This is a genomic window from Mycobacterium sp. SMC-4 (assembly GCF_025263265.1).
In the GTDB taxonomy this organism is placed as follows: domain Bacteria; phylum Actinomycetota; class Actinomycetes; order Mycobacteriales; family Mycobacteriaceae; genus Mycobacterium.
On record NZ_CP079869.1, the window covers coordinates 3,585,195 to 3,597,681 of the forward strand.

Here is a 12,487-nt window from a genome sequence, read left to right on the forward strand (position 1 = left end):
GCGGGGCGAGCAGCGGGTCAGCGGGGCGAAACGCCCGCCGACAACACCCGCACGCCGCTGATCAGACCGTCGATCAGGTTGCCGTCCTTGAAGGAGGCGGCAGCCGCCGAAACTCCCAGCGGAGCAGCGTCCTCGATGCCGCGGCCCTTGACCTCGGAGCCGTAAACGACCTCGATCGCGCGCTGGTTCGGCGAGACGGCGAGCAGCACCGCGTTGTCGGGGGTCGGAACGCGCGCCAAGATCTCGCGGGCGGTGGCTGCGGTGTCGGCACCCAGATCGCCGATGTACACCGCGAAGCGTGCCTTCGCCGCGCGCGAACCGAACTTCAGCGCGTTGTCGAGCACGACCAGGTCCATCTTCGGGAACGGGTAGTGCACCGACAGCTCACCGGGCTCGGTGACCGCGGAGATCCGGCCACTGGTGGTGACCACCGCGCCGTAGGGCAGTTCCCGCAGCTGAGTTGATGCTGCTGTCGCGACCTCACCACTTGCCACTTGCGCCACCTCCGATGGTCAGATGCGAACCATGGCCGCCGTGCCCGTGATCGGCAGGTTCCTCGGCTGCCCACAGGATCGGGTCGTGCGTCCACTTCTCCGACATGTCATAGGTCGCCGGGTGCGGGTCCTTCTGACGCCAGATGAACAGCGACAGCACACCGGCCAACGCCAGTGGGACCAGCACGAAGCTGGCGTGCATCAATGCAGTGTTCACGATCAAACCGTATCCCACGGCCGAGTCAGGCCGCGCCCTCACCCAGATATCTGGCCCACGCCGGGTCGAGTTCCTTGACCGTCGAGAGCAGCCGCCAGTGCTGACCCTTCGGCGGCAGCGGCGCCGCCCGCAGCGTCCAGCCCAGTTCGGCCAGCAATTTGTCGGCCTTGCGGTGATTGCAGGCCGAGCATGCGGCCACACAGTTCTCCCACGAGTGCTCACCTCCGCGGCTGCGCGGGACGACGTGGTCGACGGTGTCTGCCTTGGACCCGCAGTATGCGCAGCGAAACCGGTCACGGTGCATCAGCGCCGCCCGGGTCATCGGGACCCGCGCACGGTAGGGCACCCGAACGTAGGTGCGCAGCCTGATCACCGACGGCACCACGATGCTGCGGGTCGCCGAGTGGATCACCGGCCCCATCGGGTCGTCGTGCACCACATCAGCCTTCTCGCACATCAGCATGATGACGGCACGGCGCATCGGCAACGCGGTCAGTGGCTCGTAGGTCGAGTTGAGCAGCAGCACCCGGCGGCGGCCCCAGATGGAGGTTTCCTGGACGACCGGCAGGTAGCCATCGACAACTGGACTGACGCTGTGGAGAGCGCGCGTCGCGATACCCGCTGTCGACCCAGATGGGCCTGTCGCGGTCCGGTGGTGCCGGTGGCCGCGACCGTTCTTGCGCTGCGCCATACGTCCTCCGCACGACAGTTCACCACGGATGTCAGCAGTTCGCACGACATTTCTCAGCGCGTTCGCTGGTCAGTCCGGTGAACTTTTCGTGACCCGGCCCGCCGTCACGCGTTCGGGACCCTCCGGTGCGCGAGTGACGGCGCTGCGGACATGTCCCACAATGGAGGGCAATGGATGCAGTCGAAGCACAGCGGTCCTTCTACGACGCCGTGGGCGGGCACGAGACGTTCCGCCGGATCGTCGGACGGTTCTACGAATTGGTGCGCGAAGACGAGATCCTGCGCCCGCTCTACCCCGAGGACGACCTCGACGGTGCCGAAGAACGGTTGCGGATGTTCCTCGAGCAGTATTGGGGTGGCCCACGGACCTACTCCGACCAGCGCGGACATCCACGGCTGCGGATGCGCCACGCACCGTATCGAATCGGGTACCTGGAGCGTGACGCGTGGCTGCGGTGCATGCACATCGCCGTCGCCGACATCGACGCCGAAACCCTCGACGATGCGCACCGTCGAGAGTTGATCGGCTATCTGGAGATGGCAGCCGAGTCGATGGTCAACTCGCCGTTCTGAGACGTCTCAGCGCAGCACCACCGACGGATCGCCGCGCCGCTGGTAGACGGTGCCGAAGCGGGCGTCGATGCGCAGCCACGTCGGGGTCACCCGGACCCGTATGACCTCCTCGGGCGAGGGCCGCACGAACCCCATCCCCGCCAGCGCCAGCACACACCGCATCGGGACGCCGACGTCGCCGGCCTCGGCGCTGACGCGCACCACCTCCTGGTCGAGCAGCGACGTCGGCGGGCCGTGCGCGCTGGAGTGCTCGCGCGCCAGCGCTGAACCGCGTTGCGCCAAGTCCACCACCACCCCGGCCGGCACGTCGTCGAGGTGGACGAAGCCGGTATCGGCGGGGACCGCACCTCGCCACGCGGAGTCCATCGAGAAGCCCGGGTCGACGAAACCGTCGGCTGTCATCGCCGCCAACCCGGTTATCAGGGCGTCGGCGCCGGCGCACAGGTCCGCCGGCCGGACCCGGCCTCCCACCGCCCTGCTGGCCAGCACATCGAAACCCGTGGCGACCCAGGCAGCGATCATCCCGTCGCTGCGCGCACGCAGCCGGATCACCGCGGCCTCGTCGAGTCGGCGGGCCCGGTCGACGAAGGTGGCCAGGTCGTCACGCTGCGCGGACAGCGACTGCGGCCCCAGCCACAGGCCGCGCTCGACGTCGGTCACCGCGACCAGCGTCGCAGGTACTCTCGCTGCCGCTCGGAAAGCCGTTGCAGCCGTTGCTCTTCGATGTGCACCGCAGCCAGCTGCGTCTCGGCGACGACGGCAGGACGGGATTGCGGCGCGGCGCCCACCGAGCGCACCTCATATCCGATGGTGAAGTCGACCGCGCGCACCCGCTTGGACCACATGGTGACCTGTAGCGGCGAGTCCAGCAGTCGCAGCTGTGCCTTGTAGGCGATGTTGACCTCGGCGATCAGCAAACCGATAGTGGTGATCTCGTCGCCGAAGGGTTCGCGCAGAAAAGGAATCCTGGCTTCCTCCAGGATGGTGACCATCGTCGCGTGGTTGATGTGCTGGTACATGTCGATGTCGGACCATCGGACATGCACTGGGGCGGTGAAACCGTGCTGTTCTGTCACCCCGCCGTTCCCGTCCCACTCATCCTGGTCATGCTGCGAATCTGGCGCGCTGCCACCGACAGTGTTGCCAGGTCGTGTTCGCCGCTCTCGTACATCTCGGTCAGCGTGCGACGTGCCCGGGTGACGCGAGAGTTGTTTGTCGACTCCCACTCGGCGATCTTCTCCTCACCACTTTCCTCGGGTTCGCCGACCCCGAGCACGTCGAAGCACAACGCACGCAACGAGCCGTAAATGTCATCACGAATCGCCAAGCGCGCCAGCGAATGCCAGCGATCATCGCGCGGCAGACGCGACACTGCGGTCAGCAGACCGTCGGTGCCCAGGTGATCCATGAGCGCGAAGTAGGTGTCGGCGACCTCCGCAGGGTCGCGGTCGACGATGTCGGCGACATCGATCACGTCGAGCAGGCTGAAGTGATAGAGCCCGCTGGCGACGGTATAGGCCAATTCCTCGGGCACCCCTTGGGAGCTGAACTCCTCGGCCTCTTTGGCGACGATGGCTTTGTCGTCGCCGCGCAGCCACTGCGGCATCAACGGGATCAAAGCGGCGACCTTGTCGGCGAACCGGTGGATCTCGGCGCCGACCGCCAACGGCTGAGGCCGGTAGTTCAACAACCAGCGCGTCGACCTGTCGACCAGCCGCCTCAGGTCAAGCGTCATCCGGTCGGTCACCGCCACCGAGACGCCGTCGGCTGTGGTGGCGCGGATCTGCCGCCAGACCCGGCCCAGTCCGAAGATCGCGTCAGCGGCCACGAAACTACGCACGGCGTCGACGGGCGTCACGCCGAGGTCCTCGGTGATGCGATAGACGTAGGTGATCCCGGCGGTGTCGACGACGTCGTTGACCAACATCGTGGCCACCATCTCGCGGCGCAGCTGGTGCGCCCGGATCTCGGCGCTGAACTGCTCGCGCAGCCGCTCCGGGAAGTAGGCCGGCAACCGCGCCGCGAACACGTCCTGGTCGGGCAGGTCGCTGGCCAGCAAGTCGTCCTTGAGGGCGAGCTTCACGTGCGCCATCAACGTCGCCAACTCCGGCGAGGTCAGCCCCAGCCCGGCCTCGGCGCGGCGGTTGATCTCCTTGTCCGTCGGCAGTGCTTCGAGTTCGCGGTTGAGTCCCCGCTCGGTGACCAGGTCGCGGATCAACCGGGCGTGCACCGAGAGCACACTGGCAACGTTGGCCCGACTGGTGCCCATCAGGTCGTTCTGACTTTCGTTGTCCGACAAGACCAGTTGTCCGACCTCGTCGGTCATCGCCAGCAGCAGCTCGGTGCGTTCGTCGGCGCCGACCTTGCCTGCGGTGACCAGCGAGTCGATCAGGATCTTGATGTTGACCTCGTGGTCGGAGCAGTCCACCCCGGCCGAATTGTCCAGAGCGTCGGTGTTGATCCGGCCGCCGCACAGGTCGAACTCGATGCGACCCAGCGACGTCACACCCAGGTTCCCACCCTCACCGATCACCTTGGCGCGCACCTGATTGCCGTTGACCCGGACGGCGTCGTTGGCCCGGTCACCGACGTCGGACTCGGATTCAGCTTTGACGTAGGTGCCGATGCCGCCGTTGAACAACAGATCGGCCGGCGCCTTGAGGATCGCCTTGATCAGCGCAGGCGGAGTCAACTCCGATGCGTCGCTGTCGATGCTCAGGGCCCGACGCGCTTGCGCGCTGATCGCGATGGACTTCTGGTCGCGCCGGTACACGCCGCCACCGGCACTGATCAGCGACGAGTCGTAGTCCTCCCAGCTTGAGCGCGGCAGATCGAACAGCCGCCTTCGCTCGCCCCAGGACGTGGCGGCGTCGGGGTCGGGATCGATGAAGATATGACGATGATCGAAGGCGGCGAGCAGTCGGATGTGCCGCGACAACAGCATTCCGTTGCCGAAGACATCACCGCTCATGTCACCGACCCCCACCACGGTGAAGTCCTCGGACTGGGTGTCGACGCCCATTTCCCGGAAGTGCCTCTTGACCGACTCCCACGCCCCCTTCGCGGTGATTCCCATGGCTTTGTGGTCGTATCCGACCGAGCCACCCGAGGCGAACGCGTCGCCGAGCCAGAACCCGTAGGACTTGGCGACCTCGTTGGCGATGTCGGAGAACGCGGCGGTGCCCTTGTCGGCTGCCACCACCAGGTAGGCGTCGTCGCCGTCGCGGCGCACCACCTCGCTGGGGGCGACGATACCGCCCGATGACTTGTCGACGTTGTCGGTGATGTCGAGCAGTCCGGCGATGAACAACCGGTAGCAAGCCACTCCTTCGTCGCGGGTGGCCTCCCGATCGACGGCGGCGTCCCCGCTCGGCGTCGGCGGGTTCTTGACCACGAAGCCGCCCTTGGCGCCGACGGGCACGATCACGGCGTTCTTGACCGCCTGGGCTTTGACCAGGCCCAGGATCTCGGTGCGGAAGTCTTCGCGACGATCTGACCAGCGCAGGCCACCGCGGGCGACGAAGCCGAAGCGCAGGTGCACGCCCTCGACGCGGGGTGAGTAGACGAAGATCTCGAACTTCGGTCTCGGCAAGGGCAATTCGTCGATGAGCTCCGGGTTGAGTTTGAACGACAACACGTTCTGCGCTCGCGCGGAGCTCGGCGCGGTGATGAAGTAGTTGGTGCGCAGCGTGGCCTGGATCATCGAGGCGAAAGCCCGCAGCACCCGGTCGGCATCGAGGCTGACCAGCGCGTCGATGTCGGCCGACACCGCCGCCACGGCCGCCTGCGCGTCGCGCCGGTTGGTCTCACTACGCTCCTGGTCGGCCGGCGCGAACAGCGCCTCGAACAATTCGACCAGCGACCGGGCGGTCCCGGCGTGATCGTTGATCAGGGTGGCGATATGGGTTTGGCTGTAAGAGAACCCGGCCTGCTTGAGGTATTTGGCGTAGGCACGCAGGACCGCGACCTGTCGCCAGGTCAAGCCCGCCCGCAGGACCAACTCGTTGAAGCGGTCCACCTCCGCGTGCCCGTGCCAGATCGCGGTGACGGCCTCGGCGAACCGTTCGGCGGTGAGCTGGCGCTGGGAACCTGAGGCGATCTCGGGGATTCCCCGATGCGGTGAGATGCGGAACTGGTAGATCCAGACCGCGAGCCCGTCGGGCCGGGTGACGGTGAACGGGCGCTCCTCGAGGACGACCACGCCCATCGATTGCAGCATCGGAAGCAATTGACTCAGCGACGCCGACCGGCCGCCGAGGTACCACACCAGGTGATGGACTCCGGCCTCTCCGCCGTCGTTGAGCACCAGTTTGACCGAATCATCTTCCAGCGCTTCGATGATCGCGATGTCATCCAGCGCCTGCGCGGGGTCGAATGCCTGCTTGTAGACCTCAGAGAACGCCGAGGCGTAATGCTCGGCGGTGCCGTGGTCGATGCTCCCCGCCCGAACCGAGCCCAGCAGACGGTCCGCCCAGGTGCGGGCAGCCTCGGTGAGCAGGTCCTGGATCCGCGACTGATTACCCTCGGAGACGTCGACGTCGCGCGGACTCGAACCCTCAGGCAACCGGACAGTGAAATGCACAGTTGCCCAGGGCGATTCGCTCACCCGGGCCGCGTAGTCGATGCTCTCACCGCCGAGTTCGCGGACCAGGATGTCCTGCATCTGCAGCCGCACCGCGGTCGTATAGCGGTCCCGGGGCAGGTATACCAGACACGAGACGAAGTAGCCGAGCAGGTCGGCGCGCATGAACAGCAGGGTGCGGCGCCGTGAGCCCAGGTCGATGACGGCCATCGCCATCTCCAGAAGCGTCCGCGCGTTCAGCGCCAACAGCTCTGCCCGCGGGATGGTCTGGATGACGTCGAGCAGCAGTTGCCCGGGATGGCCGGGGTCGCGGTGGGCCATGGCCAGCGCATCGTTGACCCGTCGCGACACCAACGGGATCTCCAGCACGTTGGCGTTCATCGCCGCGATGGTGAACAGCCCGACGAATCGGTGCTCGACCGCCGAGCCGGCATCCTCACCGCTCTTTTCGCGCACTGCGACAACGTGCGGATAGGCGCCGTAGCGCAGGAAGCTGGGGAAGGTGGCCTGCGCGAAGGCCAGCAGCTCATCGTCGTGGGTCAGCTGCGGAAGCACGTCCTCGCGCATCCGCAGCACACCCAGCCTGCTGTCGGCGTCAACGGAGGCGTCACCGTCGCGGACCGTGCAGCGCTGATATCCCAGCAGCACGAAATGCCCGTCGACGAGCCAGCGAATCAGCGCCGCAACGTCCTTGCGGTCGGGGCTGGGAAAACGGCTGCCGAGGTCGCCCTCGAGTTCGGCTGCCAGGCTGCGCAGGGTCGCCGCCATGTCGGCTGAGTCGAGGGCCACCTGCCTGGCATCGGCGAGGACTCCGGGCAGGAGACGTTCCGCTTCAGCCAGGGCCCGGCGGTCCACCGACCGGGACAATGCGACGTGAACCCACGTTTCGTCGACACCGTCTCCGAATGCCGCCTGGCCGGCAGGCGCGATGTCGAGCAATTCCCCATCGGGGTCGCGCCGGACCCGCAACACCGGGTTCATGATCGCCTTGTAGGCGACGCCGATGCGGTGTAGCAGCACCGTGACCGAGTCCATCAGCATGGTGGCGTTGTCGGTGACGATCTGCAGCGCAGGACCGAATCCGCCGGGCTCGTCGGGCCCGTAGACCGCGACCCTGGTCTCACCGGGGCCCCGCCGCCGGCCGAGGTGACACTGGGCGGCGACCAGCGCCGGTCCGGCCATGTCGGAGGTCGGCGCTGCCCGCAGCGGACCGGTGACGGCGGCCTCGGCCCCCGGTGCGCCGCCGTAGGGACCGCGGTAGGTGTCCAGATAGACCGGTAACAGCCGCTCGACGAACTCCGGGTCCACCTCGCGCTCCGGCGCACCGCCGGAGGTTCCGGAATTCACCGACATACGCCGCTCCTGACTCCTACGGGCGCACCGGACATCATTGTCGCTACCGGGGCGCTACGACCACGGTTAGCTGGCACGCACGACGAGACTATCCCCGGGTGAGCTTGCGGTGGGTGACCCGGTGCGGGCGGGCCGCCTCGGCGCCGAGTCGCTCGACCTTGTTCTCCTCGTAGGCGGCGAAGTTGCCTTCGAACCAGAACCATTTGGCTTCGTTGTCGGCATCGCCCTCCCACGCCAGAATGTGGGTACACGTCCGATCCAGGAACCAGCGATCGTGGCTGATCACGACCGCACAGCCGGGGAAGTTCTCCAGCGCGTTCTCCAGCGAGCCCAACGTCTCGACGTCGAGGTCGTTCGTCGGCTCGTCGAGCAGGATGAGGTTGCCGCCCTCCTTGAGCGTCAGCGCCAGGTTCAGGCGGTTGCGCTCACCGCCGGACAGCACGCCTGCGGGCTTCTGCTGATCGGGGCCCTTGAAGCCGAATGCCGACACGTAGGCTCGCGACGGTATCTCGTTCTGACCGACCTCGATGTAGTCGAGCCCGTCGGAGACCACCTGCCACACCGTCTTGTTGGGGTCGATGCCGGCGCGACTTTGGTCGACGTAGCTCAGTTTGACTGTTTCACCGACCCTGACCGTGCCGCTGTCGGGCTGCTCGAGACCGACGATCGTCTTGAACAGCGTGGTCTTGCCGACACCGTTGGGGCCGATCACGCCGACGATGCCGTTGCGCGGAAGGGTGAACGAGAGGTCCTTGATCAGCTGGCGGCCGTCGAATCCCTTGTCGAGATGTTCGACCTCGACGACGACACTGCCCAATCGCGGGCCGGTCGGGATCTGGATCTCCTCGAAATCGAGTTTGCGGGTCTTCTCGGCCTCGGCAGCCATCTCCTCGTAACGCTGCAGACGGGCCTTGTTCTTGGCCTGGCGGGCCTTGGCTCCGGAGCGCACCCACTCCAGCTCGTCTTTGAGTCGCTTCTGCAGCTTGGCGTCCTTGCGGCCTTGCACGGCGATGCGCTCGGCCTTCTTTTCCAGGTAGGTCGAGTAGTTGCCTTCGTACGGGTAGGCCCGTCCGCGGTCGAGTTCCAGGATCCATTCGGCGACGTTGTCGAGGAAGTAGCGGTCGTGGGTGACGGCCAGGATCGCGCCCTTGTACTCGGCAAGATGCTGCTCCAGCCACAACACGCTTTCGGCGTCGAGGTGGTTGGTGGGTTCGTCGAGCAGCAGCAGGTCGGGCTTGGACAGCAGCAGCCTGCACAGCGCGACGCGGCGACGCTCACCGCCGGACAGATGCGTCACCGGCTCGTCAGGCGGCGGGCAGCGCAGCGCATCCATCGCCTGTTCGAGCTGGGAGTCGATGTCCCAGGCATCCGCGGCGTCGAGTTCCTCCTGGAGCTTGCCCATCTCTTCCATCAGCTCATCGGAGTAGTCGGTCGCCATCAGCTCGGCGACCTCGTTGTACCGGTTGAGCTTGCCCTTGATGGCAACGCCTGCCTCGACGTTCTCGCGGACGGTCTTGGTTTCGTCCAGCTGGGGTTCCTGCTGCAGGATGCCCACGGTGGCGCCGGGCTGCAGGAACGCGTCACCGTTGTTGGGTTGGTCCAGTCCGGCCATGATCCGCAAGACGCTCGACTTGCCGGCCCCGTTGGGACCGACGACGCCGATCTTCGCGCCCGGAAGGAAGTTCAGCGTGACGTCGTCAAGAATGACCTTGTCGCCGTGCGCCTTGCGGACCTTCCGCATCGTGTAGATGAATTCGGCCATTGCCTCCGATGTCGCCTTTCTCGACCCCGCGCTTCGCACTGCGGGATCATCTCGGACTCTGCGATCGTCGGGCCCCATCCTAGGCGTGACCGGCACCGCGTCGCCGCGGCGGTGCATGCGGCTACGCGCTGCGCGCCAGCCCGACGCTGACCTCCCCCGTGTCTGCAGCGGCGTCGCCGTCGCGATCGCCATCCTGATCGGACCCGACTGCCTGGTCCGAGCGGGTGTCACCGGCCGCGGGCGCGGCGTCGGCCGCGGATTCAGGGAGGCGACGTTTGTCGATATGGGCGATGCACCGCGCCAGGTCTGGTCCGACCGAAGTGGCCCGGATCTCCAGCGAGGACCGACGGTTGCCGTCGCGGTCCTCGTACTCGTTGGTGTAGAGGTGCCCGACCACGATGACGGCGTCACCCTTTCCGAGTCCCGCGCCGACGCCGGTCACCAGCCGGCCCCAGCAATTCACCGTCGCATACAACGAGTTGCCCGGCTCCCAGCTTCCGTCGGAGGTGCGCCGCCGCGAATTGCTGGCGACCCGGAACTTGTAGAGCCGCTGCTCGCCGACCCAGCGCAGTTCCGGAGCGGTGATCACGGTGCCCACGACGGTGATAGGTGTCTCGAACATGATGGGGTCCTTTCGGAGATCTTTCGGCAGCGGGCCGGGCACGGTGCCCGACCCGTCGATGACACCTGCCATTGACCCCGGCAGCACCGACACGTCCGACCGCCACCACGGGACTACCGCGCGGCACTGTGGATGGATGCGGCTTTGGGGAAAGCCGCAGACGATCTCAGTTCCCGGCGCGGTCGCGCCGGGCCAATTCGGCCAGCATCGCGTTATAGGCAGCCAGATCAGCATCCTCGTCGCGGTCAGCGGCGCGATCGAGGCGTTTGGCGGTACGTTCGTCGCTGCGGCGCCACTGCACGAACAGCGCCACCAAAACGATGACCAGCGGCACTTCCCCTGCGGCCCAGGCAATTCCTCCGCCAAGCCGTTGATCGCCGAGCAGATCGGTGTGCCAGGGCAGCTGCAGCGAGCGGTAGAACTGCTCTCCCAGCACCGTCTGGGTGCCCATCAGCAGCACCCCGAAGAACGCGTGGAACGGCAGCGAGATGAACACCACCGCGAGCTTGACGATCGACGGCAGCGGGCGCGGTGTCGGGTCGACCCCGATCACCACCCAGTAGAACAGGTAACCGCTGAGCAGGAAGTGCACGTTCATCGCGACGTGAGCGGCGTGGCTGCCCCCGGTCGCATCGAAGATGCCGCCGAAGTACAGGCCGTAGAAGCCGACGATGAACAGCGTCATCGCGACGAACGGGTTGGTCAGCACTTTCGACACCCGGGAGTGCAGTGCGGCGAGAAGCCATTCCCGGGGGCCCGGCGGGTCATTGCGGCCCGCAGCGGGCAGCGCCCGCAACGCCAAGGTCACCGGCGCCCCGAGCACCAGCAGGATGGGGGCCAGCATCGACAGCAGCATGTGGGCCACCATGTGCATGCTGAACATCGCCGGCATGTAGCGCCCGATGCCCGAGGACGTCGCGATCAGCAGCACCAGGCAACCCAGAACCCACGCCACGGTGCGACCGGCCGGCCAGCTGTCACCCCGGCGGCGCAGCCGGCGCACCGCAGCCAGATACACCAGGACCAGGACGATCGCAGCGCTGCCGAACAGCACGTCAAACCGCCAGTCCAGCAGCACGCGAGCCAGCGTCGGAGGACCGGCCAGGTCGTAGCCGATCTCAACGGCCGGGATCGACAGGTCGAAGTACCTCGGCGCCGGTGGTGGCGTGCGGCCCAGCGCCACCGCAACACCGAAGGTCAGTGCGAAGATCGCCGCCTCGACGACGGCGAGTCGGATCAGCGGCCCGCGCGCAGCCGGATCGCGTGCCACCGCGGCCACCCCGCGATGCCGCTGACGCCAGCCGAGATAGCCCAGCGCGCCCAGGGCCGCCACCTTGCCCAACACCAACAGGCCGTACTGGCTGTCGAGCAGGTCGGCGGGTTCGATCCGGACCCATGCGTTGATCACCCCGCTGAACGCCATCGCCACGAAGCACCACAGCGCCACCGCCGAGAACCTGCGGGCGGCTACGTCGCCGTGCTCGCCGCCGCGCCAGGCGTGCGCCAGCAATGCGAGCAGCCCGCCGGCCCACAACGCGCCCGCGACCATGTGGATCAGCAGGCTGTTGGTGGCGACGTCATGCGACCCGCCCGAAGCCGAATGTCCGGTCAGTATCAGCGGCAGCAACGTGACCAGGGAGCCGGCGAACAGTACCGGCGTCCACGACCATCGCAGAACCGGCAACGCAACCAGGCAGACCACCGCGGCGAACAGCGCCGTCCAGCGCCAGGCACCGGCCACATCGATCAAACTGGCCACCGACCAGATGGTGGCCGGGCTCATCCGTGCCGACAACGGTTGACCGCTGACGTCGGAGACCGTCAACGCCACCATCAGCACCGCGCACACCGCCCAGACGCCCGAGGCGACCGTGGCTGTCCGCACCGCCCGGTACCCGCCGGCATCGAGCACGCCGTTGGCCTGCGGGGGTACCAGGAACGCGGCGAACAGGAACGACCCGATGGCCGTCACGGCCGCGATCTCACCGGCGGCCCGGACGAACGGCAACCCGTAGGTGGTCACCGGGCCGGGGTCGGGCAGGCCGGTGGCGGTCAGCGCGTCGGCCAGTGCGAGCGTCGACAAGGCCGCCGCGGTGACGCCGGCCAGCACCGCAACCCCGCAGAACAGCGTCCACACCGGCGCTCTACGCACATCGGTGGGGGCCGGCTGCCCAGGGGAGGTCACGGTCCCAGG

Annotated in this window: 10 protein-coding genes; 1 reads left to right on the forward strand and 9 read right to left on the reverse strand. The window is 67.2% G+C overall.

From position 1 onward, the window contains the following. Positions 1 to 17: 17 nt before the first annotated feature. Genes KXD98_RS16960 through KXD98_RS16970 form a run of 3 tightly spaced genes read right to left on the reverse strand, consistent with a single transcriptional unit; the run spans position 18 to position 1,402 of the window. A complete protein-coding gene (locus tag KXD98_RS16960; protein WP_260759528.1) occupies positions 18 to 494 on the reverse strand; it encodes a DUF5130 domain-containing protein in 477 nt (158 codons plus the stop codon). After that, complete coding sequence (locus tag KXD98_RS16965) at positions 481 to 696, reverse strand: hypothetical protein (RefSeq protein ID WP_260765256.1); 216 nt, start codon at positions 694 to 696, stop codon at positions 481 to 483. The genes KXD98_RS16960 and KXD98_RS16965 overlap by 14 nt, the downstream gene beginning before the upstream one ends. A gap of 40 nt (positions 697 to 736) precedes the next feature. Next, positions 737 to 1,402 carry an HNH endonuclease gene (locus tag KXD98_RS16970; protein ID WP_260759530.1) on the reverse strand — a complete coding sequence of 222 codons (666 nt, stop codon included), beginning with the start codon at positions 1,400 to 1,402 and terminating at the stop codon, positions 737 to 739. A gap of 170 nt (positions 1,403 to 1,572) precedes the next feature. On the opposite strand from KXD98_RS16970, the gene KXD98_RS16975 reads away from it, so the two are divergent. Further along, positions 1,573 to 1,974, forward strand: a complete 402-nt coding sequence (locus KXD98_RS16975) for a globin (RefSeq protein WP_260759531.1) — start codon at positions 1,573 to 1,575, stop codon at positions 1,972 to 1,974. Between the two features lie 6 nt (positions 1,975 to 1,980). Here KXD98_RS16975 and KXD98_RS16980 read toward each other — a convergent pair whose 3' ends face one another. The 6 genes from KXD98_RS16980 to KXD98_RS17005 form a co-directional block, all read right to left on the reverse strand. After that, positions 1,981 to 2,634: a hypothetical protein gene (locus KXD98_RS16980; RefSeq protein WP_260759532.1), complete on the reverse strand. Its 654-nt coding sequence runs from the start codon at positions 2,632 to 2,634 to the stop codon at positions 1,981 to 1,983. Then, positions 2,631 to 2,993: an acyl-CoA thioesterase gene (locus tag KXD98_RS16985; RefSeq protein WP_396883222.1), complete on the reverse strand. Its 363-nt coding sequence runs from the start codon at positions 2,991 to 2,993 to the stop codon at positions 2,631 to 2,633. Before KXD98_RS16985 ends, KXD98_RS16980 begins: the two co-directional genes overlap by 4 nt. 53 nt (positions 2,994 to 3,046) lie before the next feature. Then, the gene (locus KXD98_RS16990; protein ID WP_260759534.1) at positions 3,047 to 7,909 is read right to left on the reverse strand and encodes an NAD-glutamate dehydrogenase; all 4,863 of its coding nucleotides are present in this window, start codon (positions 7,907 to 7,909) and stop codon (positions 3,047 to 3,049) included. Between the two features lie 88 nt (positions 7,910 to 7,997). Further along, positions 7,998 to 9,671: an energy-dependent translational throttle protein EttA gene (ettA, locus tag KXD98_RS16995; protein ID WP_260759535.1), complete on the reverse strand. Its 1,674-nt coding sequence runs from the start codon at positions 9,669 to 9,671 to the stop codon at positions 7,998 to 8,000. Between the two features lie 121 nt (positions 9,672 to 9,792). Beyond that, positions 9,793 to 10,293: a single-stranded DNA-binding protein gene (locus KXD98_RS17000; RefSeq protein WP_260759536.1), complete on the reverse strand. Its 501-nt coding sequence runs from the start codon at positions 10,291 to 10,293 to the stop codon at positions 9,793 to 9,795. 166 nt (positions 10,294 to 10,459) lie between these two features. Next, positions 10,460 to 12,478 carry a cytochrome c oxidase assembly protein gene (locus KXD98_RS17005; protein ID WP_396881498.1) on the reverse strand — a complete coding sequence of 673 codons (2,019 nt, stop codon included), beginning with the start codon at positions 12,476 to 12,478 and terminating at the stop codon, positions 10,460 to 10,462. Positions 12,479 to 12,487: the final 9 nt, after the last annotated feature.

Coding starts and splice junctions, on each gene's coding strand:
- KXD98_RS16990 (WP_260759534.1), bottom strand. CDS start 7,909: ATGTCGGTGAATTCCGGAACCTCCGGCGGTGCGCCGGAGCGCGAGGTG.
- ettA (WP_260759535.1), bottom strand. CDS start 9,671: ATGGCCGAATTCATCTACACGATGCGGAAGGTCCGCAAGGCGCACGGC.
- KXD98_RS17000 (WP_260759536.1), bottom strand. CDS start 10,293: ATGTTCGAGACACCTATCACCGTCGTGGGCACCGTGATCACCGCTCCG.
- KXD98_RS16965 (WP_260765256.1), bottom strand. CDS start 696: ATGCACGCCAGCTTCGTGCTGGTCCCACTGGCGTTGGCCGGTGTGCTG.
- KXD98_RS16970 (WP_260759530.1), bottom strand. CDS start 1,402: ATGGCGCAGCGCAAGAACGGTCGCGGCCACCGGCACCACCGGACCGCG.
- KXD98_RS16985 (WP_396883222.1), bottom strand. CDS start 2,993: ATGTACCAGCACATCAACCACGCGACGATGGTCACCATCCTGGAGGAA.
- KXD98_RS16975 (WP_260759531.1), top strand. CDS start 1,573: ATGGATGCAGTCGAAGCACAGCGGTCCTTCTACGACGCCGTGGGCGGG.